We start from the raw sequence: 25,085 nt of genomic DNA, 5'->3' as shown, positions 1-25,085 counted from the left end.
TCAACTTCTGGAATTTAGCAATGAACACTGAAATGAATGGCGTCAACGGCAGGACCGCGCGACTGCGCTACGGGCATGCAGCCCTTCTTGCCTGCACGGCGCTTGTGACAGTACTGCCCGGTCGTTCGCTGGCGCAGGAGGCTGCCAATACGGGCGGAAGCACGGTTCTCGAGCGCATCACCATCGACAGCGGTGACAATGACCAGAAGTCGATCGTCGCCACCCGCACGACAAGCGGCAGCAAGATGGCAACCGACATTCTCGATACACCGGCCGCCGTTTCCGTCATCACCGCCAAGGAAATGCAGCAGCGCGGTGTGCAGACCGTGGAAGAAGCCTTGCAATACACGGCAGGTGTGACCACGGATTTCTACGGCTCGGACGACCGTTTCGACTATTTCAAGATTCGCGGTTTCGACGCCTACACCTATCGCGACGGGTTGACGCTCGGCCGTCCCTTCGGCGCGTTGCGCGAAGAGACCTATGCCTATGAGCGCGTTGAAGTCCTGAAGGGCGGCAATTCCACGACCTTTGGCGTTTCCGATCCCGGTGGTTCGGTGAACTACTCGACCAAGGTTCCCAAACGCAGCCGTTTCGGTGAGGCCTATATAACCGGCGGTTCCTATAGCCGGGCTGAAACCGGCTTCGATTTCGGCGACAACATCACCAGCGACGACACCCTGTCATACCGCCTGACCGGCAAGCTCAGAAATGCCGACGCGGAATATGACTATTCCCGCGACGATGAAAAATTCTTCATGGGCGGCCTGACATGGCGGCCCACAGATGTCACCAGCCTCACCGTCGTATACGATCATCTCAACAAGGACGGCGTTCCCGGCGGCGGCGGCCATCCGGTCGGCTCGCATTTCGACAGGAACCGTTTCTTCGGTGAACCGGACTATAATTACCGCGGCACCAACCGCAATTCGCTGAGCGTGATGTTCGACCATGATTTCGGCTCTGGCCTGACGCTGAGTTCGAACGCGCGCTACAGCAAGGCAAATACCGATTTCGGTTATGCGTATATCTCGTCCACACCGACCAATGGCTCGACCATCGCCAACCGTTCCTATTTCGGCAACGAGACCGAAACCGAGAATTTCCTGATCGACACCCGGCTGCAATATGACACGACGTTCGAAAGCGTCGAAAGCCGAAGCCTTGTCGGCGTTTTTTATAACGACTACTCGTCCGGCAGCAAAAGCTACTTCGGTTCTGCGCCAGGCATCAACTGGCTGAACCCGGTCTATACCGGTGCACCCGCCTCAGTGCCGCTCTACGCCAGCTCGCTGACGGATCAAAAGACAAGGGCACTCTACCTCCAGCAGGACCTGACCTTCTTCGACAGGCTGACCGTCAGCGCCGGTCTGCGCAATGACTGGATCGACACCGACCAGACCAACAGGCTGAGCGGCACGACGGCAAGCGGCGATATCAGCGAACTGACAAAGCGCATCGGCGTGTCTTATAAGGTCACGAACGAGATCGCGCCCTATATCAGCTACGCCGAATCCGTGGTGCCGGCCTCGGGCCTGACCGTCGAGCCCGAACGCGGCGAGCAGATCGAGCTTGGCGTGAAGTATCGCCCGGATGCCTTTCCTGCCCTGTTCACGGCATCGATCTACGACCTGAAGAAAAACAATATTACCGTCACCAGCCCGATCACCAGCCTGCCCACCACCATCGGCGAGGTGCGCGTGCGCGGTCTCGACCTCGAGGCCAAGGCGGAGGTTACCGACGAGCTGAGCCTGACGGCGGCCTATTCCTATCTCAACGCGGAAATCACCGAAAACGGCATCGCTGGCAATGTCGGCAACCGCCCGCAATTCGTGCCGGAACATCAGGCCTCGCTTTGGGTGAACTACACGCTGGCTGGCAACGACAAACGCGGCGACATGACCTTCGGGCTCGGCGGACGCTTCACCGGCGCATATTATTTTGATGATGCGAACAAGGTTTCGACCGGCAGCAGCGTGACCATGGACGCAGCGTTCAGCTACAAAATCCAGGAAACCACCTCGCTGGAGGTGAATGTTTCCAACCTCTTCAACGAGAAGCACGTCTCTTATGGCGGTTTCGGCGCAGACTTCTACAACCCCGGCCGAGCGTTCTCGGCTACGCTGCGCAAGACGTGGTGAGAATAAGTACATCCTTACTTTTCAACATACTACGTAACCATCCTAACGTTCCACGTCATCCCCTGGGGTGACGTGGAACGAAGCTCAAGGCATGCGCCGAACCCGCTCCGCGTAAACGGCAAGGCGCCCGTTCAAAGCAGCCTGTGCATGCGCCGCCAGGCGGCTGGCGTATTGCCCACGGACTGGCGGAAGGCCTTGGTCAAATGGGCCTGATCGGAAAAGCCGAGCTGGGCAGCGATATCGGCCACCGTGAGATCGCCTTCGAGCAACAGTTTCTGAGCAAGGCTTATCCGCCGCTCCAGTTGCCATTGCAGCGGTGTCTTGCCCGTTGTCTGGCGGAAGACGGTTGCGAACCAGCTTTCCGAAAGCCCGACGATGTCGGCCATTTCTGCAACCGTCATGCGGTCGTCGCCGCGGCTTTCGACACGGGCAAGCAGCTTGTTCATCTGCGCCTGCGTCAGCCTGCCATTTACCTGTTTGGGCGAAGATCCGGGAATATCGAGAAGACCGGCAACGATGCTGCCAACAAGGCTTTCCGCATAGACCGCATGTTTCGAAGGCTCGGCGAGTTCATCGACAAGCAGTCCAGCCAGTGTTTCGACCGAACCGATATCCTGTATCTCGACCGGGCGGCGCAAGGCAGTCATCGCCGCCGAACTGCCGACCGATGGCGACAGGAAACGCAGCAGGCGGTCCTTGTGGATATGCAGATTGAGATGCGAAAACCGGTGCGTAGCATTGCTGCTCGTCCACATCGGGACACCGGCCGGCACATAGACCGCCCGCGTCATGGGGCGGGAATGCTGCGTGAACTCGCCGTCGCGGTTGGAAATGCTGATGCGCGACGAGACATCGTTGAAAAATATCATGATACGCGGATCGGCGGCCAGATAATAACCCTTCGCGCCCATCTGGCTCTCTGCCTCCCAGAAAGCGCTGACGAGCCCGTCCAGCTGGCGCCATTTGACCGGCGCAGTGACGCTGATCCCTTCCGTGTGCCAGGTCATGGAGTGCCAGAAACTCAATGCAGGTACCGTTCAGTTGTCGAGCCGAGGTTGAAGCCATGTAAGACATGCGCGTCACAATAACGGCGCCGCACGTCCCACCATATGCGGCCGAAATAACATGACTTATCAATTCATGTTAATAGCAAAGATGGTTGTAATGCAAAACATTGCTGTGCTGGCAGTCGATCCCGCAACAATGTGAGGCTTGGAACCTCTGCCCCGACCAGCCGTTTGATCTCCAGACAAATGAAATCACGAAGGGAGATCACTATGAACGACAAAAAGGAACCCGGCGATTTCGCCGACAAGAAGCGCGAAGAGCAGGGCCGCGGCGTTATCGTCGCTGGGCCGGATGCGCATGAGAATGAAAAGGGCGGCAAGGCGCCGGCGAATAGTGGCGAAAAGCCATCATCCGAAAAACCGGTTCTATCCTCAGACCGCAGATAGAAAATTGCCCCTCCCTGATCGCTCAGGGACGGGCTTTTTTGGACTAGTCAGCCTTATCAGACAAGGTCGAAACGGTCGGCGTTCATGACCTTCGTCCAGGCGGCGGCGAAATCACGCACAAACTTTTCCTTGTTGTCGTCCTGCGCGTAAACTTCCGCATAGGCACGCAGGATGGAGTTGGAGCCGATAACGAGGTCCACGCGGGTCGCCGTATATCGGGTTGCTCCGGACTTGCGATCGCGAATCTCGTAGAGATTGCCGCCGGTCGGAACCCAGGAATAGGCCATATCCGTCAGCGTTGCGAAGAAATCGGTGGTCAGAGCACCGGGCGTCTGCGTGAACACGCCATGCGCTGCGCCGCCGTAATTGGCGCCAATGACGCGCAGGCCACCGATGAGAACGGTCAGTTCCGGCGCCGTGAGGCCTAGAAGCTGAGCGCGGTCCAGCAGCAGTTCTTCGGGGCTGACGACATAGTCCTTCTTTACCCAGTTGCGGAAACCATCTGCCAACGGCTCGAGCGGGGCAAAGCTGTCTGCATCAGTCTGCTCGGCTGAGGCATCGCCACGACCGGGTGCAAAAGGCACGGCGACATCGAAGCCGGCTGATTTCGCCGCCTGCTCAACACCGTAGTTGCCGGCGAGAACAATGACATCAGCGATGCTGGCGCCGGTTTCACGGGCAATCGGCTCCAGCACCGAAAGCACATGGGCCAAACGGGCGGGCTCGTTGCCTTCCCAGTCCTTCTGCGGCGCAAGGCGGATGCGCGCACCATTGGCGCCGCCGCGCTTGTCCGAACCACGGAAGGTACGCGCGCTGTCCCATGCGGTAGAGACCAGATCGGCGACCGCCAGACCGGAAGCGGCGATCTTTGCCTTTACGGCAGCGACATCGTAGCTCGTGGAACCTGCCGGGATGGGATCCTGCCAGATCAGGTCTTCTGCGGGAACATCCGGGCCGAAGTACCGGGACTTCGGGCCCATGTCGCGGTGGGTCAGCTTGAACCATGCGCGGGCAAAGACCTCGGAGAAGTGGTCCTGGTCATCCTTGAACTTCAGCGAAATCTCGCGGTAGATCGGATCGACCTTCAGGGCCATGTCGGCATCGGTCATCATCGGGATGGTGCGGATCGAGGGATCCTCGACGTCAACAGGCTTGTCCTCTTCGGCAATGGTGATCGGCGCCCACTGAGACGCGCCAGCCGGGCTGTGCGTCAATGTCCACTCATGCTTGAACAGCATCTCGAAGAAGCCGTTGTCCCACTTGGTCGGTTCGCTTGTCCAGGCACCTTCAATACCGGACACCACGGTGTCACGGCCGATGCCGCGACCCTTGGTGTTGATCCAGCCTAGACCCTGATATTCGGGGCCTGCTGCTTCCGGATCGGGGCTGAGGTTGGCGGCGCTGCCATTGCCGTGCGACTTGCCGATGGTGTGGCCGCCTGCGGTGAGCGCGACGGTTTCTTCGTCATCCATGCCCATACGGGCAAAGGTTTCGCGCATCTGCGCGGCTGTCGCCAGCGGATCGGACTTGCCGTTGACGCCTTCCGGATTGACGTAGATGAGACCCATCTGCACGGCGGCAAGCGGATTTTCCAGCGTCTCGGGCTTGGTCACGTCACCGTAACGACCATCGCTCGGTGCCAGCCATTCCTTTTCGTCACCCCAATAGGTGTCCTTTTCGGGAGCCCAGATATCTTCGCGGCCGAAGGCGAAACCGAATGTCTTCAGACCCGCAACGTCATAAGCGATCGTTCCGGCGAGCGCGATGAGATCGGCCCAGGAAATCTTGTTGCCGTATTTTTTCTTGATCGGCCACAGCAGGCGGCGGCCCTTATCGGTGTTCACATTATCAGGCCAGGAATTGAGCGGTGCAAAGCGCTGGTTGCCGGTGTTGGCGCCGCCGCGTCCGTCCGTCACGCGGTAAGAACCGGCCGCATGCCAGGTCACGCGGGCCATCATGCCCACATAGCTGCCCCAGTCGGCCGGCCACCAGTCCTGGCTTTCCGTCATCAGGGCGCGCAGATCGGCCTTCAGGGCTTCCACGTCGAGCGTCTTTAGCGCTTCGCGGTAATTGAAGGAGGTGCCGAGCGGATTGGTCTTGGTGTCGTGCTGATGCAGGATATCGAGGTTCAGCGCGTTCGGCCACCATTCGGTAAACGATTTACCGGAGGCCGTATTGCCTCCATGCATGACGGGACACTTGCCAGCCGGTTTTGAAGTTGCGTCCATTTCGCCCTCCGATGGGTTTAGTAATTAAACGACATAGTCAATTCGACATGCGCAGCATGTTGGAACCACAGCCCACAGCAGGTCATCCTTACGGAAAGCGCGCAGTGACGCTGGTGATACCGAACAGCTACATCCTCTTTCTGTCATGACGATGACTAACAGCCGGGTTCCATAATTTCCAATTGTATATTCTAAAGGCTGCGATATGCTCAGCTTATGATTGGACTATCGATGAAACACCTGCGTTATTTCGACGCCTTGGCGAAGATCGGCCATTTCGGGCGGGCAGCGGAGGCGTGCTCCATTTCCCAGCCAGCACTTTCGCTACAGATCAGGGAACTGGAAGAGCTGATCGGCGCGCCGCTCGTCGAACGGGGCAGCCGCCAGATCAGGCTGACCGCTCTCGGCGATGAATTCGCCGAACGCACCCGCCTGATCCTGCGTTCAGTGGATGAATTGCAGGATTTGGCGAGGGCAAGGCACGGCCCGCTCAGCGGCCGCCTGCGCATCGGCGTCATTCCAACGGTCGCGCCCTATCTTTTACCGCAGGTCATCAAGACGCTCACCCGGCATTATCCGGGACTGGAAACGCGTCCGCGCGAAGCGGTGACACAGAAACTGATCGAGGACCTCCTGGAAGCCCGGCTGGACATGGCAATCGTCGCGCTTCCGGTGTCCGAAGCGTCGCTGGAAGAGGTTCCGCTGTTTTCCGAGGAATTCATTCTGGTCCGGCCGATGGAGGATGCGGGGATGCCGGTGCCGAGCGCTGGCAAGCTCGGTGAAATGCGCCTGCTGCTGCTCGAGGAAGGCCATTGTTTCCGCAATCAGGCACTGTCTTTCTGCAGTACAACGAACGCGCCGCCGCGCGTGCTGATGGAGGGCAGTTCGCTCTCGACGCTGGTCCAGATGGTCGGCGCCGGCATCGGCGTCACGCTCATTCCGCAGATGGCTGTCGATATGGAAACGCGGCAATCCACCGTCTCGGTATTTCGGCTGGCAGAGCCAAGACCATCCCGCACCATCGGCATGGTGTGGCGCAAGAGCAATCCGCTCTCGGCGCAGTTTACCCACATTGCCGAGATCGTCCGCGAATGCGGCCTGCAAAAACTCGGCCGTGCTGCCGATGCAGCGGCATGACGGTGTCGACGGCCAACTCGGATCTGTGGCCTCAACTCTTCGCAGCACTCCCAGCTTTACCCTCGCAAAGCCGGTCGGCCATGGCAAAAAAGGCAAGCTTCATCTTGCTGCGTTTGTCCGCGCCCTCGAGGGTTGAAACCGGTACCTGAAAACCGAACACGTCGTCCGGCTCGGCGGAACGTTCCCGCCAGAATGCGTCTATGTCGGAAAGCAACATTCTCTGCCGCCGCGCGCGACGATAATTGATCGGATGTCTGGCGTGGGAGACTGCGAAATAGGAACCCGCTTCCGTCTCTATTAGACCTTGCAGCAGCATCAAAACGGCATCCTTCGGGCGAAGACCCGCAAGGTCGCGCGTTACTGCCACCATCTCCTGCTTTGCGGCGCGTGGCCCCTGCATGCCGCCAACGGCAATCGTCCTGTACCCTCCCCCATCCTGCGTCACGAAGATAAACTTCGTCGTCCACAAGGTGACGTCGTCACGGGTTCTGATCAGCCGAACCGCGAGAGCGCCTTCGTGGCGGCCGCCACATAAATCCGCAAGAGCAAGCGTGCAGCGATATTCGTCAGCACGGCCGCCTAGGGTGCCGATTTCGATCGTTTTTCCACTCCAGAGCGCAGCCATAACCTCTCTGGAAAAACAATCGCTGGCGATGACGAAATTCTTCATGAGAAAATCCAGCCGTCGTCCATAGGAGATTTTGCCGACGAGGAATTTCGACAGGGGTTTCTGAAGAAGCTCGTCATGCGGCGGTGGCAGTTTTTGCGTCGCCGAGAATCGTGACAGAAACCGCCACCACCGCAGGGTTACAAGCGGATGAGCCAAAAAACGCATCCAGAAAAGGAAGCCCCGTTTCCAATGAGCGCGCATAACGAAGGTCGCAACGCTCCAGGCCAGGGGAAAACGGAGGAGTTCCAGCCCATCGCCAGTCATGGTTTGCGCAGCGATGACCGGCTCGGGTTTCGCCGAGTTTTTTTCCGCAGCGAATGCGGCGATTTCAGTATGCGACATCGTAAAATTCCGGGGAGTATGACTGTTTGGACTGGGGCGTGGAGTGATTTGGCCGGGACTGTGCGCGCCCAGGATGAACCGAATATGAAATCGGATTGGTGCTCTGCTGCGATTATTGGCGCTGCAGCATTGCGCGAGGTTCCGGGCCGGCGACGCGCTTTCTACGCGCCGTCTTCTCGCCGGAAATCCGGAAGAAAACGATCCGGTGGGTGTGTCACTGTGTGTACTCCGGTTGGCACGGTTGATCCCGTGCCCACACATTATGACCGCGAACGTTGCGGCAGCATTACAATCGCCGCGACCGGTCTACAGCGCGCAAAGCGCAATCAGAATCGAACCCGGAACGTGCTTCCAGAGGGGTTGCTTTCCAGCACGATACGGCCGTTATGATTGGCGACGATCTTCTTGACGAGGCTGAGGCCAAGTCCGGCACCCGTGCTTTTCGGCGTGACCCGATAGAAAGGTTCGAATATCCGCTCCTGCTGGTCCTCGGGTATGCCCTGCCCCTCGTCGGAAATCGCGATTTCGCCGTTTGCGAGAACAGAGACATGGATCAGCCCCTTGTTTCCACCATGGTCGATGGCGTTGCGCACGATATTGCTGATGGCGCGCGGCAGGGCGAAAGGGTTGCCCTGCATGTCGTATTTTTCGATCTGCGTTTCGAAGGAGATGTCGTAACCTGCCGAAAGCGCAAGCGGCGCGAGCTCTGCCACAACCGTGCGGGCGACATCGACCAGGTCCACCGCCTCGCGCCGGTCGTTCACCTGATCGTTTCGCTCAAAGGCCAGAAGCTGTTCGGCGGTTTCACCGAGCCGCGCGACATCCTCCATCAGGCGCTGCTGGTCAGGTCCGGGCAGGCCCTCTATCCGGGTCTGCATGATTGCAATCGGCGTCCTCAATTCGTGCGCGGCATCGATCAGAAAACGTTGCCGCGCCTGGAACTGCTCTTCGAGCCGCTCGAGAACGCTGTTGAAGGAAACGATCAACGGAACGACTTCGCGCGGCACATCTTCGACAGGAAGCTTCGAACCCGGTCGTCGCGGGTCGATCTCCGGTGCTTTTTTGACGACGGAACTCAGGCCAGCAAGCGCCCGGCGCACAATGTGTGGCACGGAGAAAAACACCGCAGGCAAAAGAACCGCCAGGAGGGGGACGTAAATCGGATAGGTGCCGGCAAGAAGCGTCAGAAACGACGCTCGTGCATTAGAGGTTCCGCCGAACATGATCCTGACGGGTCCCGACGTCGTCTCGATACTTTCAGCCGAAGCGACCTCGGATATGCCGCTGCCGCCGCGAATATCGGCGTCCGTCATCAGATGAACGTAGCGCGCCAGTTCGGCATAAACAGCCGGTACGGTGCCGAAGGTGGCCGCGTGACCGTCAGGCGTCGAGACCACGAACCACAACGTCTCATTCTTCGCTTTCAAGGCGCGTAATGCCGACCCCTCGGTAACGACCAGACCCTTTTGCGGATCAAGCGAAAGCGACTCGTCAAGCGTCGCCGACAAATCGTTCCAGAGACCGATATTGGGCGAGAGCTTCATCACCCCGTAAACGCAAAGCCCGACGATGACGACAGCGATCATGGAGGAGACGACAATGCTGAGCTGCCAGCTCAATTGCCACCACAGGGACGGATTGGACTTGCCCTGCGCTTTCATGTGTCTTCCCTGAGCAGATAACCGATGCCGCGAATATTATGCACGCTGACCCCGGCGGAAGCGTCGAGCAGGCGTTTGCGCAGTCGCGATATATGCGCATCGAGCGCATTGGACTGGATTTCCTCCTCGTAATTGTAGACGGCGGCCTCAAGCGTCGAGCGCAGCACGGATTTGCCTTTTCGTTTCGCCAGCGTGATGAGGACCATCAGCTCGCGCCTTGGCAGATCAAAGGGAAGCGAGTTGATCGTGACGCTGAGATGAAGCGGATCGATCACGATGCGACCTGCAGCGATCTGCGACGGGGCGATGCTTGCCGGCCTTCTCAAAACCGCGCGCAGCCGCGCCAGCAGTTCGCCGACGAGAAACGGCTTGCCAAGATAGTCGTCGGCGCCGCCATTCAGCCCCTCGATCCGCTCCTCCGGTTCATTCATCGCCGTCAATAAGATGATGGGAGTATCGATACCGGCGCGGCGCAGCTTCGGAATGAAGGTAAGTCCCTCCCCGTCCGGCAGACGACGGTCAAGCAGAATGGCATCATAGACATGCTGGCGCGCCAGCTCCATCGCATCGCCGAGCCGCACCGTATGGTCGATGACGATCCCCTGCTTGCCGAGCGTCGTCGACAGCGCATCCGCCATTTCCTTTTCGTCCTCAATCAACAGAAGTCTCATTTGCCACCGTCCCTTCGCCCCCTCCTTGTCTGCCAGAAAGGTTGCGGCAGTATTGCGGCGCAGAAGATGCGGGCGGGTAATGCTGCTGCAATTATCAACACTTATCCAGAAACCATCAGCCTGCAAGACAGGCGACATGACCGCTCGATCGGCGGTCACAGGATGAGTTTTGCCTGGAAGGAATATGTCATGTGGGTGAAAAGAACGATCAAGGCGGGGATCGCGCTTGCGGGCTGCGCTCTCGTCGTCACGGCTCTTGATCCGGCGAGCGGAAGCGTCGATGCGAACGAGCGCGTCAAGGGGATCGTGGCGTCAACCTCGATGAGCCCGGCCGGTATCCCGTTCGAACTTACGGCTGCGGAAATCGCAAGGATCGGCACACGAGCGATGGCGGAGCGGCTCAGCATCAGTGGCGAACTTCAGCCGGTCAGCCGTGTCGTGATCCGCGCCCGCGAGGCTGGAAAAATTCTGGATATGAATGTCCGGGACGGACAGGCGGTGCGGGCGGGCGACCTGCTGGTACGGTTCGAAACCGAGGAACTGCAATCGACGCTGCTGCTGCGGCACAGCGACCGGGATGCGGCCGAGGCCGAACTGACACTGGCGATGCAGGCCCTCACCCGAACCGAACAGCTGGCGTCAAAAAACATCGCATCGGCTGAACAGCTCGACAAGGCGAAGAGCGATGTCGTTGTGAAAACGGCAAGGCTGCAGAGCCTTTCGGCGCAGGTGGATATCGCCCGCCTTGCCCTTCGCAATGCCGAAATCCGCGCGCCTTTTGATGGCACCATTACCCGCCGGCAGGCAGAAGCCGGCTCCCGCGTCAGTGCCGATGGTGAACTCATGACGCTGGTCGATACAAGCATGCTTGAGGCGAAGGTTCTCGTTGCCACGCGCGACATCCCACGTGTCGCCGTCGGCCAGACCGCCCAACTCGATATTGATGGCATCGGCGGCCAGCCTCTCAGAAGCACCGTTGAGCGCATCAGCCCGGTTGCCGAAGACGGGACGCGCTTTGTCGCCGTCTATCTGCGGCTTGCCAACCGCGACGGCCGGCTGTGGGGAGGAATGTTCGCCAGCGGGTCCATCCTCGTGCGCGAAAAAAACGATGCGCTTGTCGTTCCTGCAATCGCGCTTCGCAAAGACGAAACCGGCTACCATGTCCTTAAAGTCCTGAACGGCCATCTTCGCCGCCAGACGGTGGCGGTGGGCTCGCGCTGGAACGATGGCAGCCTGATCGAGATCGGCGCCGGTCTAGAGGACGGTGAGACGATCCTGACCGCACCGCTTCCCGAATTGCAGCCCGACATGGCTGTAACGGTCGGCAAGGCAGGCTGAGATGTTTCTGACCCGCATATCCGTCTCCCACCCCGTTTTCGCCACCATGATGATGGTGGCGCTTCTGGTCATGGGTCTTTTCTCGTTGCAGCGGCTGGGGCTCGACCTCTACCCCAATGTCGACGTTCCGGTCGTCGTGGTGTCCACCGCTTATCCGGGCGCCACGCCGGAAAGGGTGGAGACAGAATTGACGCGCCCGGTCGAGGATGCGCTGAACGCCATCGGCGGTCTGGACGAGATCACGTCAACCTCCTACGAGGGACGCTCTGTCGTCGTCGCAAAATTCAAGCTCGAGGTTAAGAGCGCGACCGCGGCACAGGACGTGCGCGACAAGATCGCCGCCATCGACGCGAATTTCCCGCAAGAGGCCAAAAAGCCGGTCATATCCCGGTTCGATCCCGCCGCCGAGCCTATCCTGTCGGTGGCGATAAGCTCGACGTCGCTCGACATACCCGCACTCACCACCCTTGCCGACCAGAAGGTGGTGCGGCAACTGACGACTGTTCCCGGTGTCGGGCAGGCAACGCTGGTTGGCGCCCGCAAGCGGCAGATCGACATTGTGATCGACGATACCCGTATGCGCGCGCTTGGGATCGGCATCAACGAGGTGGTGAGCGCGCTACGCACCGGCAACAGCAACAGCCCGGCTGGAAGCCTTGTCGATACCGTTTCCGAACGCACGATCCAGGTGCAGGGCCGCATCGCCGAACCGCAGGCGCTGCTGGACATGGTCGTCGCCCGGCGCGGTGGCGCAGCCATTTATCTTCGCGACATCGCCGCACTCTCCGAAGGGGCTGCCGACCCCGAAAACCGTGCCCTCTATAATGGCCAGACTGCGCTGGCGATCGACATCGTCAAGGTTCAGGATGCCAATACGGTTCAGGTTGTCGCGGATGTGAGAAAGCGCCTGGACGCCCTCAATGCCGACCTTGTTCCGCAAAACGTGCAATTGCGGGTAATTACGGACACATCCATTCCCATCCGGGAATCCGTCACCCAAGTGCAGACGACGTTGATAGAAGGGGCGGCACTTGCCGTGGCCATCGTCTTCCTGTTCCTCAATTCCTGGCGCAGCACCGTCATCACCGGACTGACACTGCCGATTGCGATCATCGGCACGCTGGCGGTCATTGATGTTATGGGCTTCACGCTCAATACACTGAGCCTCCTGGCGCTGACGCTTTCCATCGGCATTCTGGTGGATGACGCCATCGTCGTGCGCGAAAACATCACCCGTCACCTTCACATGGGGAAATCCCATATCCGCGCAGCACTCGACGGCACGAACGAAATAGGACTTGCGGTTATCGCGACAACGGCGACAATCGTGGCGGTTTTCCTGCCCGTCGCTTTCATGGACGGCATCGTCGGTCGGTTCTTCTATGAATTCGGCATCACCGTTTCAGCTGCCGTGCTGATCTCGCTTTTCGTCGCCTTCACGCTCGATCCGATGCTGTCGAGCGTCTGGTACGATCCGGATGCGCAACCCAACGCCCCGCGCGGGCCGGTGGGCCGGCTGATCGCCCGTTTCGATCACGGCTTCGAATGGCTCGCCGATCAATATCGGCACGTGATCGGCTGGACATTGCACCACCGGCTCGTCACCCTGCTCGTCACATCAGGCATTTTTGTCGGCAGCCTGCTCATGGTGCCGTTGGTCGGTGCGGAATTCGTCCCGAATACGGATGAAGGCCGCTTCCAGATCAACGTCACGGCACCGGTCGGCTCCTCGCTGGATTACACCACGGCGAAGGTGCGGCAGGTCGAGAAGGCACTCCAGGAATTCCCGGAGGTCGAAATGCTCTATTCCACCGTCAATACCGGCGGCACCGTCGGTAAACATCGCGCCGCCGTTCTGGTGGGGCTGGTGCCGCTGGAGATGCGCACCCGAACTCCGGTCACGCTGGCCGATCCGATCCGCAAACGCCTGTCGGCCATATCGGGCATAGAGGTCGCGATCCTGCAAAACGGCCTCGGCGGTGGCGAAAGCCCCGTCCAGCTCAGCATTCTTGGTGACGACCGGGCGATCCTCGAAAAGATCGCCGACGGTCTGATGGAAGACATGAAAAAAATCCCCGGCCTCGTGGATGTGACCTCGAGCACCCGCGACGTGACCTCCATCCTTTCGGTACGCCTGAAACGCGAGGCGGCAAGCGATCTCGGCATTTCCCGATCCGATCTTGCCGCAGCGCTCTCGCCGCTCATCGCCGGTGAGGACGTGTCGAAATGGACGGATGCGGGCGGTAACAGCTACGACATCGTCGTGCGCCTGCCCGGCGAGCGGCGTGCCGACACGGCGAGGATCAGCGAGTTGATGATCGCCACCAGCCGCACGGGATCCAACGGCTCGCCCCTGATGGTACGTCTGGATCAGGTCGCCGATATTACCACCGTGGAAGCACCCGCCGAAATCCGCCGCATCGACAATCTCCGCGAGGTGCTGGTTTCGGCCAACATATCCGGACGAGCGCTTGGCGAAGTGACAGATGTGTTGAAAAACCTTACCGCCGCCCGCGACCTGCCAGACGGCTACCGTATCCGCTTCGGCGGCGACGCCGAAACCATGGAGGAAACGGTCGGCCACATGGTAACCGCGCTCGCAATGGCGGTCATCTTCATCTACATCGTGCTCGCCTCGCAATTCGGCAGTTTCCTGCAACCGCTCGCCATCATGGCGTCGCTGCCGCTGTCCCTCATCGGCGTCCTCGTCGGGCTCTTGGTTGCCGGCAGCACGATTAACATGTTCTCGCTGATCGGCTTCATCATGCTGATGGGCCTCGTTACAAAGAACGGCATCCTGCTTGTCGATTTCGCTAACCGCGAAAGGAAGCGTGGACTTTCGCTCAACGAAGCGCTGGCGAGCGCCGGCATCATCCGCTTCCGCCCGATCATCATGACGACGCTTGCGATGATTTTCGGCATGATTCCGCTCGGTCTGGCTGTTGGCGGTGGCGGGGCGCAGCGCGCGCCGATGGCGCACGCAGTAATCGGCGGCCTCATCAGCTCCACCCTGCTCACCCTGATCGTCGTGCCGACAATCCTGTCTTACATCGACAGCATCACCCGGCGTTTCGCCCGCCTGCTACCGAAGGCACCGGACGAGATGGGGGAGACCGGATCGACCGAACGACCAGCATCACCATCCTAGGTTCGCTGGTGACGTCTGCCGTCAGGACTTTTCTTCGGTCAGGCGTTTCCTCTTCCCCCTCGGGCGGAAGTCGACCAGAAGCGATTTCAGTTCGATTTCCCGGACGCGCCTTGCTGCCTCGTCCGGGCGAACCCATTCCAGAAGGCGTTCGCCGCGCTCCTTGAAACTCGTTTCCTCCCCGGTGATCTCGATCTGGAAGACATCGACAACGCAGGGAACGACATCGCCATTGTCGAGCATCTTGAGATAGGTGTAGCGGCCAACGGCGTCCTTCCTCACGCGGCCGCGAACGCCCGCTTCCTCCCACGCCTCGATCGCGGCAGCCTCATGCGGCTTCTTGCGTTTCATCGGCCAGCCGCGCGGAATGATCCAGCGTGCGCTGGTGCGGGAGGTGACGACGAGGATTTCGATCTCTTCGCCGCTTCCGGTATAACGGAAGCATAAGGCGGCATATTGCTGCCGGAAAGAGCCGGTGAACAGCTTTTCAGGAACAGCAGCAAGTTGCTGGAGCAATGTCAGGGAACGCGCCGGACGGGCTTTCCGGCTTTTCTTCGTGGATTTCATATCCGTTGATACTGCCGATTTTCCGGGTTGCATCAATGCCCCGCGTGCATTTATGACAGTTTTATGACAATCACCCCCCACAACTAATAAAGCGCCATTGAGGGCCAATTCGCATGATGAGCATTTTTCGCAAGCTGATGCCGCGCGAGGACCGTTTCTTCGACATGTTTAGCAAACATTCGGAAACGGTCGTCAAAGCCGCCGCAGCTCTGGACCACCTTCTGAGCGGCGTCGACGTCGAGAAAAACTGCGACCTTATCGTCGCCCTCGAAGACCAGGCGGATGATATTACCCGCGACGTTCTGCTTGCGGTACGCCGCAGCTTCATAACGCCCTTTGATCGTGGCGATATCAAGGACCTCATCCAGTCCATGGATGACGCCATCGACATGATGCACAAGACCGTCAAGACGATCCGGCTGTTCGAGCAAACCGAATTCGACCCGCTGATGCGCGAGATGGGCCACGAGATCGTGCGTGCGGCAAGCCTCGTCGCCGAAGCCATCCCGCTTCTGGAAAAGGTTGGCACCAATGCCCAGCGCCTGTCGATGATTGCCGAAGAGGTTACCCGCGTCGAAGGGCGCTCCGACGAGCTTCATGACCAGGGCCTGAAGAACCTCTTCCGGCGCCATGGTGCGACCGGCAATGCCATGGCCTATATGATCGGCAGCGAGATCTACGGCGAACTCGAAAAGGTCGTCGACCGCTTCGAGGACGTGGCGAACGAGATCAGCGGCATCGTTATCGAGAACGTCTGATGGATGTCGCGCTTGCACTGCCACTGCTTGTCGGCCTTATCGCCATCGCGCTGTTCTTTGATTTTCTGAACGGTCTCCACGACGCCGCAAATTCCATCGCCACCATCGTTTCCACCCGTGTATTGCGCCCGCAATATGCGGTGGCATGGGCGGCCTTCTTCAATTTCATCGCCTTCCTGTTCTTCGGCCTGCATGTGGCCGAAACGCTCGGCACCGGCATCATCGATCCGGCCATCGTTTCCCCGCAGGTCATCTTCGCGGCATTGATGGGCGCCATCGTCTGGAACATCGTCACCTGGATTTTCGGCATTCCCTCCAGCTCGTCACATGCCTTGATCGGCGGTCTCGTCGGTGCGGGCTTTGCGAAGGTCGGTTTCAATTCCATCGTCTGGTCGGGTCTTCTGAAAACCGTGGGCGCGATCTTCATGTCGCCGGCCATCGGCTTTTTCCTTGCACTGCTGCTGGTGCTTGCCGTCTCCTGGCTGTTCGTGCGCCAGACGCCCTTCGCCGTGGATCGTACCTTCCGCATCATGCAATTCATTTCCGCCTCGCTCTATTCGCTCGGCCACGGCGGCAATGACGCACAGAAGACCATGGGCATCATCGCTGTGCTGCTGTTCAGCCAGGGGCATCTTGGAGAGAGCTTCTACGTGCCGTTCTGGGTGGTGATCTCGTGCCAGTCGGCCATGGCGCTCGGCACACTGTTCGGCGGCTGGCGCATCGTGCACACCATGGGGTCGAAAATCACCAGGCTGAACCCGATGCAGGGGTTCTGCGCCGAAACCGGCGGTGCGCTGACACTTTTCGGCGCGACGTGGCTCGGCATTCCGGTGTCCACCACCCATACGATCACCGGCGCCATCATCGGCGTCGGTGCCGCGCGTCGCGTCTCGGCGGTGCGTTGGGGCCTTGCGGGCAATATCGTCATTGCCTGGGTCGTGACCATGCCGGCCGCTGCCCTGATATCCGCATCTGTCTATGGTCTTACATCGCTGTTCGGCTGAGACAGAGACCCGCCCTCTCTGCCAAAGCTCCCGGAACAAAAGCCACCCTGTGGTTGTTGATCCGGGAGACAACAGGCGACAAGGCGGATCGCGGATCATGGCACGGCAGGTTTTCTGGAAGGGTTATCTGAAGCTGTCGCTGGTGACGGCCGCAGTTTCGCTGACGCCTGCCACAACCGAAAGCAACAAATACCGCTTCCACGTTCTCAACCGCAAAACCGGCAATCGCGTCGAAAGCCGCTATGTCGACAGCGTTACCCACAAGCCGGTGGCCGCAAAGAACCAGGTGAAGGGGTTTCCCCGCGCCGAAGACGATTATGTGTTGCTGGAGGATGACGAGATCGATGCGGTCGCGCTCGAAAGCACCCGCACCATCGACATCCAGACCTTCGTACCCACAGGCTCTATCGACTGGATATGGTACGACCGGCCGCACTTCCTGCGCCCGGAAGACAAGATCGGCACGGAAGCCTTCAGCGTGATCCGGGAAGCCATGCGGGCAAACGGCGTTGTCGGCATTGCGCGGCTTGTTCTCTATCGCCGCGAAAGAGCGGTTCTGCTGGAACCGTCAGGCAAGGGCATCATTCTGTGGACCCTGCACTATGGCGAGGAAGTGCGCGAAAGCATCGACGCGCTGGATCCGAAGATGAAATTCGAAAAGTCGCTGCTGGACGCGATGGAAAAACGCATCGGCAAACAGATGACGGGATGGAAACCGGCGCTGGTGCAGGATCCGATCCAGAAAAAGATCAGCGCTTTGCTAAAAACCAAGAGCAAGACCGTCTCTTCCCCGGAAAAGAAGACCGGCACGAAAACCCGGACCGGCGGCAATGTCATCAACATCATGGATGCCTTGAAAAAAAGCCTTGCCTCGGACAAGAAAAGCTAACGCTCATCGGGCCTTTTTCGGCAGGGGTCGCGCGGCAGCGAAAAAGCCGTCCCATGGATCCTTCTTCAGGGCAGAAAGGCGCGCGCCGATATTGCTGACCGTGAAGTGCGCCGGACCTATCTCATCTGAGAGTTCCGTCCATTCGATTGGCGCTGAAATGGCGGCTCCCGGTCGGGCACGTGTCGAATAGGGCGCAACAGCCGTATTGCCCCTGCCATTACGCAGATAGTCGAGGAAGATGCGGCCCTGGCGTTTCGCTTTGGTCGCCACCGCAAGATATTTCTCCGGCTCCGCCTTGGCCATGTCATCCGCCATGGTCTTTGCAAAGGCCTTCAAGGCCGGCCATCCCGCTTCCGGTTTCAAAGGCGCCACCACATGCAACCCCTTGCCGCCGGAGGTTTTCACGAAAGCGGCCAGACCGGCATCTTCGAAACGCCGCTTCAGTTCCAGTGCCGCATCGATTACCTCCGGCCATGACACGTCCTCGCCGGGGTCTATATCCATGGTGATCATGTCAGGCTTTTCCCAGTTCGCGGTTGTCGCCCCCCATGGGTGAATTTCAAGCGCAGCGGACTGGACCAGGGCCATCATGCCATCGAAATCCGTAATCCTGATAAGCGGTTCGCCGCCCTTGTCCTTCGGATCCTTGATCTGTTCTATCGACTTGTTCACACCGCGCCAGGCGTGTTTCTGGAAGAAACGCTGACCATCGATCCCTTCCGGACAACGCAGCAGCGCCAGAGGCCGGTTAACGACAAAGGGGGCCATATAGCGCCAGACCTGGGTGTAATAATCGGCAAGCCCTTCCTTGGTCACGCCATCGTCCGGCCAATAAAGTCGTTCCGGATGGGTGAACTTGATCTTTGACTGCGGCGTCCCTTGTTCCGACACGGCTTTATCCTCGCGTTCGATTTCGCCCGCCGGCTTGTCTTGCCGCAAGCCGCGGAATGATGCATGGCGCAGATTGCCATCTCCGGACCAGGCACGAAACTCCACTTCTGCAACCAGTTCCGGCTTGACGAAATAGAGGTCGCGGCGCGCAAGTGCCGTGAGCTTTTCGCCGAAAGGGCTATCATCGATGCCGAGCGGCTTCAGGCGGCCAAGCAGCATTTCGGCAACGTCAGCGGTATAGCCGGTGCCGACGCGGCCGACATGACGCAGCTTGCCTTCCTCATAAACGCCGAGCGCCAGCGAGCCAATGGCATTGTCCGACGCAGAAGAAAGCGTATAGCCGCCGATGACGAATTCCTGCCGCATCGAGCACTTGGATTTCACCCAGTTACCCTTGCGGCCAGAGACGTATTTGCTGTCCTTGACCTTGGAGATAACGCCCTCAAGGCTGAGGCGGCAGGCATGATCGAGAACAAGCCCGCCGCTTTCCTCGAAATGTTCGCTGTAGCGAAGATGCGGGTTGCTGGCGGGCAACAGCTTTTCCAGCAGCGCCTTGCGATCCGTCAGCGCCGCCCCGCGCAAATCCGTGCCATCCAGATACAGGAGATCGAAGGCATAAAAAACGAAGCGGTCGCTGCGCCCTTCGCTCAAGTCCTGTTGCAAGGCTGAGAAATCCGAGGCGCCGCTGTCCCGTTCCACCACGATCTCGCCGTCGATCATCAGCGTTTCGGCCGGCAGCGACTTGAGCGCTCCCGCCACGGCATCGCCGAACTTTTCGGTCCAGTCCAGTCCGCTACGGGTCAGAAGCTGGAGTTTGCCGTGGTCGATACGGACCTGCAGGCGATAGCCGTCGAACTTGATCTCATGCAGCCAGCGGGAGCCTTCCGGTGGCTTGGGTTTCAGCGTCGCAAGTGCCGGCGGCACGAAGGATGGGAGCGCCTGTTTGCGGGCACCTTTCGGCAGGGCATGCGCCTGTTTTTGGCCCGAGGAAGAACTAACGCTCTTTTTCGATACGGGCTTCGAATTCCAGGTGTCTTTCGGCTTGGCGGCAACTTCTTCAACACTTCGGCCAGTCTTCACGGATTCCGGCCGCTCCTCCAGAATATCGGCGCCACCATCATGCCTTGCCTCTTCGTCGTCGCCCTTGATCAGCAGCCAGTTTTCACGGCTTTCACCGGGCTTTCCATGCATACGTACAAGATGCCAGCGGCCTCTAAGCTTTTCGCCCTCCAGTTCAAATTCGAGATGGCCTTTGCGGTAGCCTTTCTTCGCGTCGCCAATCGGGCGCCAGACACCACGATCCCAAAGAATGACGGTGCCGCCGCCATATTGACCTTTCGGGATTACGCCTTCGAAGTCGCCGTAGCTTAGAGGGTGGTCCTCGACGTGGACCGCAAGGCGCTTGTCCTCCGGGTCAAGGCTCGGCCCGCGGGTTACCGCCCAGCTTTTAAGGACGCCGTCCATCTCCAGCCGGAAATCGTAATGCAGTCGGCGGGCATCGTGCTTCTGTATGACGAAACTCGATCCCTGCGCATCGACCTTGTCGCCCTTCGGCTCCGGCGTCTTGTCGAAACTGCGCTTGGCGTTATAGCTCTGCAAACCCATGGATCAGCTCGCTTTCCGGGAGGATTTGCGCCCCGCACCAGCGGTAGATTTTCCGCTGTCGCCGTCACCGGCGCTGCGGCGCAAAGCCTCCTTCAAGTCGATGATGTTATCTTGCTTGCGCGGCGGCTGTTTGCTGATTTCCCTGCCCTCGATCTTCGCCTTCACCAGTTCCGCCAGCGCATCATTGTAACGATCGGTATATTCCGCGGGATCGAATGTGCCTGCCCGTTTCCCGATGATGTGACCGGCGAGTTCAAGCATCTCTTCATCGAACTGAATATCGGGAATGGACTTGAAAACGGTGGTTTGCGAGCGAACCTCGTAGCCGAAATTCAAGGTCGTCGCCACGAGCGCCTTGCCGCTTGGACGGATCAACAGCACGCGGTTTCGGCGAAAGAGTACCGCTTCGCCAAGTGCCGAGACCTTCTCGTCGTCCATGGCTTTTGCCAGCAGCGTTAAAGCCTCTTCGCCACCTTCCTGCGTCGGCGCCAGATAATAGGATTTGTCGAAATAGAGCTTGTCGATCTCGTCGTAGCTCAGAAAATGCCTGATGCGGATGACCTTGTCGTTTTCCGGCATCAGCGTTGCGATCTCATCTCCCTCGATGACGATATGGTCGCCATTGTCGAGTTCATATCCCTTGACCTGATCCTCGCGGTCGACAGCCTCGCCGGTATCGCTATCGACATATTGCCGTTCGACGCGATGGCCAGTCTTTCGGTTGACGATGTTGAAGGAGATTTTTTCCGATGAAGTGAGCGCGGAATAGAGGCCGATTTCACAGTTGAAATCGCCGAATGTCAGATGACCCTTCCAGCTCGCTCTCCGGTTCATGATCGCCGCCCATGGTCGTCTTGAGAGGATTGGCCTCTGCCCCGGTCCGCAGCAAGGATGCGCTCGATAGCGGGAACGTCCGCATCCGCCAGCACCGGAACAGGGTCGGATGCCATTGCCTCCAGCACCTCTGGCGAAAGCCCGCCATTGCGGATGACCCATTCCATGGCTTCGCGCGTTTGCCGCTCGGCCTTCAGCTGCGCATAAAGGGCCAGTATCAGCCGGTCGCGGACATCGAAGGGCTTCATATCTCTGTCTGAACGTTCTGTCTGTCGTTTCATGTCAAGTCCTCAAAGCCGATCAGGCAACGCCTCGGCCTCCGGTCACACCATAGACCTCGCCATTGATGAAGCTGCCATCCTGCGACGCCAGCAGCACATAGACCGGAGCCAGTTCCACAGGCTGGCCTGGACGGCCAAAATCGCTGTCCTTACCGAAATTCCTGACCTTTTCGTCCGGCTGCCCGCCGCTTGGCTGCAAAACCGTCCAGAAGGGACCAGGCGCGACGACATTTGCCCGCACGCCTTTTTCGATAAGCTGTTTGGCGAGCGCTTTCGTATAGGCAACGATGCCGGCTTTCGTAGTGGCATAATCAAGAAGAATGGGAGACGGCTCATAGGCCTGTATAGATGCGGTGGTAATCACCGACGATCCGGGCTCAAGATAAGGAACGGCGGCCTGCGCAATCCAGTGCAGCGCGTAGAGATTGGTCTTCATCGTGCGGTCGAAATCTTCAGTCGACAGCTCGGCGATACCCTCGCGATATTGTTGTCTTGCGGCATTGATCACCAGAATATCGAGGCCGTTGAGATCACCTACCGCTTTTTCAACCAGTTCGCGGCACCATGCCTCATCGGTAATATCTCCGGGTAAGGCGACCGCCACGCGGCCTTCCGCTTCGATAAGTGCTACCACCTCTTCGGCGTCCGATTCTTCCTCCGGCAGATAGGATATCGCGATATCTGCACCCTCTCTCGCAAAGGCAATTGCCACCGCGCGACCGATCCCGGAATCACCGCCGGTTATGAGCGCCTTGCGCCCGGCAAGCTTGCCGCTGCCGCGATAGGTCTTTTCACCATGATCAGGGAAAGGCATCATGTTCGTGACCAGCCCCGGCATTTCCTGAGTCGGCGTTGAAAAGGGCGGGCGCGGATACTGGTTGCGCGGGTCCTGCGGCTCAAGGCGGTCTGTCATTGGTTTCTCCCAGAGATAGAATTCCATCCTTGGTGCGTCTCATGACCAGCGAATTCATCATCGGAAGGTCAGGGCTGTCGTCTGCCGCCGGCTGCGGCGGTGGCGACACGGACGCACCACACACAATCCTAACGATCTGCGTTCGCTCTCGTTCCATTGGCGTAGGAGAATGGAATTACGACGGCATCACGCCGCCGTACTCCTCTTTCAGACGGAATGTTTCTTCCGCTTGCCCGTGCTTGCGGCCGCGGCAGGAGCCACATCCGGCCTGCCGAAGAGATAACCCTGCGCCTGCGCGCAACCTTCATCGACAACCATGCGATATTGCGCGTCGGTTTCGATACCCTCCGCCGTCACTGGCAGATCGAGGCTGCGACCGAGGCCGATCACCGCGCGCACGATGGCGCGGGCATTATCATCCTCGCTCATGGCGGCGATGAAGCTGCGGTCGATCTTGATCTTGTCGAAGGGGAAGCTCTGCAAGTTGCTGAGCGATGAATAACCGGTGCCGAAATCATCCATGACGATGGCCACACCCAGCGCCTTCAACTGGTTGAGGATGATCAGCGTCGCCTTGCGGTCCTTCAGCAACGCGGCTTCGGTGATCTCGAGTTCCAGCCGGTTCGGCGAAAGGCCGGACTGCATGAGAACCGTGCAGACGACATGGCCGAGATTTGCGAGCGAAAACTGCAATGGTGAAACATTGACAGCGATTTTCAGGTGCGGCGCCCAGGTGCTCGCCTGGCGGCAGGCCTCGCGCAGCACCCATTCGCCGAGCGAGATGATGATCCCGCTTTCCTCTGCAATCGGAATGAAGACATCCGGAGGTACGACACCCCTTGTCGGATGCTGCCAGCGTACCAGCGCCTCATAACCGACGACCTGACCACATTCGACGGAAAGGACAGGTTGATAGTTCAACACCAATTCGTTGCGGTTGATGGCGAGCCGCAGATCCGTTTCGAGCTGGCGGCGCTCGCGGGCCTCCTGATCCATCAGGGGATCATAAAAGGACAATATTCCGCGCCCACCCATCTTGGCGCGGTAAAGCGCCAGATCAGCGGCGTGCAAGATGCTTTCGTTGCTGTTCCCGTCCCGCGGAAAGACGGCGATGCCGATGCTGACGCCGACAGCGGTCGGATCGTTGGCCGCATTCATTTTCAACCCGAACATGGCAAGGATTGTCTCGGCAAGCAGACGTGCCTCCTCCGATTTGGTGTGCCGGGCAGTCAGGATAACGAATTCATCGCCCCCGAGACGGGCGACGATATCTCCCGGCCTTGCGCATTCATCGAGGATGGTCGCAACTTTTTTCAGCACCCGGTCGCCCTCGGCATGGCCGAAAATGTCGTTGACCGCCTTGAACCGATCGAGATCGAGCGCCAGCAAGGCAAACTCATCCTCCGCGTCGCAATGTTCGATCTGCTGGTGCAGCCGCGTCTGGAACATGGTGCGGTTCGAAAGGCCGGTCAGCACATCGTGGCGGGCCAGATATTCGATCTCCCTTTGCGCCTCCCGCTTTTCCGTCAGGTCGCGAATGGCCAGCACTTCGCAAGGATGGCCGCGATACTCGATGGTGCGCACGGCAAGCTCGAACACCTGCGGCCGGTCGGTGCGTTCTCGGATTGCCTCAACCGGCGCGAGGCGCGGCAGATAGGTGGGCTGTCCGTCCATGGCCTTGAAGAGATCATCGGGATTTTTACCCATCAGCGATGCCTCATCGCTGCCGACAAGCCCGGCAAAACGGGTATTCAGCTCAACAATGCGGCCATCACGGACCACGGCAAGACCATCCAGCGTCGCATCCACAAGCCCCTTGAGATCGACAAGGTAACGGTCAACGAGAGCGGCGGTGGCAGTGGCTGCGAGGACCAGGAAAGTCACGCCCGAAACGGCAGCAATCATGATCACTCTGGCGAGATTGTCGGGATCCGGGCCAGCGACGGACGGATCCGGCGACAGGATCGTGGCCGACATGGCGGTGAAATGCAAAGCGCAGATTGCCAAGATCGAACATCCGGCCGGAATGACGATGCGTTTCCATGCGGCGGAACGAAGGAACAGGAAAAAGGCCAGCAGAAAAAATACCCAGGCAACAGCAAAGCCGCCCAAAACGGGGCCCCAGCGATAGCTGATCGTGGCGGCCACATCCATGCCCGCCATGCCGACGAAATGCATGACGGCAACCGAAAGGGTAACCAGCGTTCCGACGATAACGGGACTGTAGCTCGCCTTCGAGCGCGCCCTGAGCGCCAGCCAGAACCCCAGAACGGCCAGAACCGCCGACAGAGCCGTGAACTGGAAATCAAAGCCGATCGGGACTGAACCCTTATAAGCAAGCATGGCAACGAAATGCGTTGCCCAGACGCTGAGCCCCGCTGCAAAGGCGGCAACCAGCACCCAGTAAGGCTTGCGGCCAGCCGGGCTTTCTTCCGCACGCAACAACAAATGGAAAAAAGCATGCATGCCAAGCAGGCAAATAACCGCTGCAAGCAGCACGATCGCATGATCGTGTTGTACCGCAACGCATTCCAGAACCGTGAACATGATGCACTC

At 59.3% G+C, this 25,085-nt stretch carries 19 protein-coding genes; 8 read left to right on the top strand and 11 right to left on the bottom strand.

Annotation, left to right across the window (positions count from 1 at the left end; genetic code table 11):
* Positions 1–20 precede the first annotated feature (20 nt).
* Positions 21–2,141 carry a TonB-dependent siderophore receptor gene (locus AC1DCP_RS13940; RefSeq protein WP_149916217.1) on the top strand — a complete coding sequence of 707 codons (2,121 nt, stop codon included), beginning with the start codon at positions 21–23 and terminating at the stop codon, positions 2,139–2,141.
* A gap of 131 nt (positions 2,142–2,272) precedes the next feature.
* On the opposite strand, the gene AC1DCP_RS13935 is transcribed toward AC1DCP_RS13940, so the two are convergent.
* Positions 2,273–3,166 (bottom strand): helix-turn-helix domain-containing protein, encoded by an 894-nt coding sequence (locus AC1DCP_RS13935; protein ID WP_476774350.1) that lies wholly within the window; start codon positions 3,164–3,166, stop codon positions 2,273–2,275.
* Between the two features lie 252 nt (positions 3,167–3,418).
* Between AC1DCP_RS13935 and AC1DCP_RS13930 the strand changes: the two genes are divergently transcribed.
* Positions 3,419–3,595: a hypothetical protein gene (locus AC1DCP_RS13930; RefSeq protein WP_149916216.1), complete on the top strand. Its 177-nt coding sequence runs from the start codon at positions 3,419–3,421 to the stop codon at positions 3,593–3,595.
* A gap of 56 nt (positions 3,596–3,651) precedes the next feature.
* Here AC1DCP_RS13930 and katG read toward each other — a convergent pair whose 3' ends face one another.
* Complete coding sequence (gene katG, locus AC1DCP_RS13925) at positions 3,652–5,823, bottom strand: catalase/peroxidase HPI (RefSeq protein WP_476774349.1); 2,172 nt, start codon at positions 5,821–5,823, stop codon at positions 3,652–3,654.
* A 216-nt stretch (positions 5,824–6,039) separates the two neighbouring features.
* Between katG and AC1DCP_RS13920 the strand changes: the two genes are divergently transcribed.
* On the top strand, positions 6,040–6,960 hold the full coding sequence (locus AC1DCP_RS13920; RefSeq protein ID WP_026330999.1) for a hydrogen peroxide-inducible genes activator: 921 nt from the start codon (positions 6,040–6,042) through the stop codon (positions 6,958–6,960).
* A 31-nt stretch (positions 6,961–6,991) separates the two neighbouring features.
* On the opposite strand, the gene AC1DCP_RS13915 is transcribed toward AC1DCP_RS13920, so the two are convergent.
* The 3 genes from AC1DCP_RS13915 to AC1DCP_RS13905 all read right to left on the bottom strand — a co-directional run bounded on the left by AC1DCP_RS13915 (position 6,992) and on the right by AC1DCP_RS13905 (position 10,304).
* Complete coding sequence (locus AC1DCP_RS13915; RefSeq protein WP_112350567.1) at positions 6,992–7,972, bottom strand: DUF535 family protein; 981 nt, start codon at positions 7,970–7,972, stop codon at positions 6,992–6,994.
* A 326-nt stretch (positions 7,973–8,298) separates the two neighbouring features.
* Complete coding sequence (locus AC1DCP_RS13910; RefSeq protein WP_476774348.1) at positions 8,299–9,633, bottom strand: sensor histidine kinase; 1,335 nt, start codon at positions 9,631–9,633, stop codon at positions 8,299–8,301.
* The gene (locus AC1DCP_RS13905; protein WP_476774347.1) at positions 9,630–10,304 is read right to left on the bottom strand and encodes a response regulator transcription factor; all 675 of its coding nucleotides are present in this window, start codon (positions 10,302–10,304) and stop codon (positions 9,630–9,632) included. Before AC1DCP_RS13905 ends, AC1DCP_RS13910 begins: the two co-directional genes overlap by 4 nt.
* A 189-nt stretch (positions 10,305–10,493) precedes the next feature.
* Here AC1DCP_RS13905 and AC1DCP_RS13900 point away from each other — a divergent pair, with 189 nt between their 5' ends.
* Both AC1DCP_RS13900 and AC1DCP_RS13895 read left to right on the top strand, forming a co-directional pair.
* Positions 10,494–11,642 (top strand): efflux RND transporter periplasmic adaptor subunit, encoded by a 1,149-nt coding sequence (locus AC1DCP_RS13900; RefSeq protein WP_476774389.1) that lies wholly within the window; start codon positions 10,494–10,496, stop codon positions 11,640–11,642.
* A gap of 1 nt (position 11,643) precedes the next feature.
* A complete protein-coding gene (locus tag AC1DCP_RS13895; protein WP_476774346.1) occupies positions 11,644–14,790 on the top strand; it encodes an efflux RND transporter permease subunit in 3,147 nt (1,048 codons plus the stop codon).
* A gap of 21 nt (positions 14,791–14,811) precedes the next feature.
* Here the strand turns inward: AC1DCP_RS13895 and AC1DCP_RS13890 are convergent, their stop codons facing one another.
* On the bottom strand, positions 14,812–15,354 hold the full coding sequence (locus tag AC1DCP_RS13890) for an NUDIX hydrolase (protein WP_038495316.1): 543 nt from the start codon (positions 15,352–15,354) through the stop codon (positions 14,812–14,814).
* Positions 15,355–15,467: 113 nt separating this feature from the next.
* Here AC1DCP_RS13890 and AC1DCP_RS13885 point away from each other — a divergent pair, with 113 nt between their 5' ends.
* From AC1DCP_RS13885 to ku (AC1DCP_RS13875), 3 genes are all read left to right on the top strand, one after another.
* Positions 15,468–16,112 (top strand): DUF47 family protein, encoded by a 645-nt coding sequence (locus AC1DCP_RS13885; RefSeq protein ID WP_476774345.1) that lies wholly within the window; start codon positions 15,468–15,470, stop codon positions 16,110–16,112.
* On the top strand, positions 16,112–17,116 hold the full coding sequence (locus tag AC1DCP_RS13880) for an inorganic phosphate transporter (protein ID WP_004431194.1): 1,005 nt from the start codon (positions 16,112–16,114) through the stop codon (positions 17,114–17,116). The genes AC1DCP_RS13885 and AC1DCP_RS13880 overlap by 1 nt, the downstream gene beginning before the upstream one ends.
* 97 nt (positions 17,117–17,213) lie before the next feature.
* The gene (gene ku / locus AC1DCP_RS13875) at positions 17,214–18,005 is read left to right on the top strand and encodes a non-homologous end joining protein Ku (protein WP_476774344.1); all 792 of its coding nucleotides are present in this window, start codon (positions 17,214–17,216) and stop codon (positions 18,003–18,005) included.
* Positions 18,006–18,008: 3 nt separating this feature from the next.
* Here the strand turns inward: ku (AC1DCP_RS13875) and ligD are convergent, their stop codons facing one another.
* The 5 genes from ligD to AC1DCP_RS13850 form a co-directional block, all read right to left on the bottom strand.
* Positions 18,009–20,501, bottom strand: coding sequence for a DNA ligase D (gene ligD / locus AC1DCP_RS13870; RefSeq protein WP_476774343.1), 2,493 nt, complete (start codon positions 20,499–20,501; stop codon positions 18,009–18,011).
* A 3-nt stretch (positions 20,502–20,504) separates the two neighbouring features.
* A complete protein-coding gene (ku, locus tag AC1DCP_RS13865; RefSeq protein WP_476774342.1) occupies positions 20,505–21,335 on the bottom strand; it encodes a non-homologous end joining protein Ku in 831 nt (276 codons plus the stop codon).
* Entirely contained in the window at positions 21,332–21,616 is a 285-nt protein-coding gene (locus AC1DCP_RS13860) for a hypothetical protein (protein ID WP_113048975.1), read from the bottom strand. Before AC1DCP_RS13860 ends, ku (AC1DCP_RS13865) begins: the two co-directional genes overlap by 4 nt.
* Positions 21,617–21,635: 19 nt before the next feature.
* A complete protein-coding gene (locus tag AC1DCP_RS13855; RefSeq protein ID WP_013761134.1) occupies positions 21,636–22,529 on the bottom strand; it encodes an SDR family oxidoreductase in 894 nt (297 codons plus the stop codon).
* A gap of 207 nt (positions 22,530–22,736) precedes the next feature.
* A complete protein-coding gene (locus AC1DCP_RS13850; protein ID WP_112291564.1) occupies positions 22,737–25,076 on the bottom strand; it encodes an EAL domain-containing protein in 2,340 nt (779 codons plus the stop codon).
* Positions 25,077–25,085: the final 9 nt, after the last annotated feature.

This window comes from Agrobacterium sp. 10T429 (genome assembly GCF_056393925.1).
Note: the sequence above shows the minus strand (reverse complement) of the source record. Positions and strands in the feature narration are given on the sequence as shown.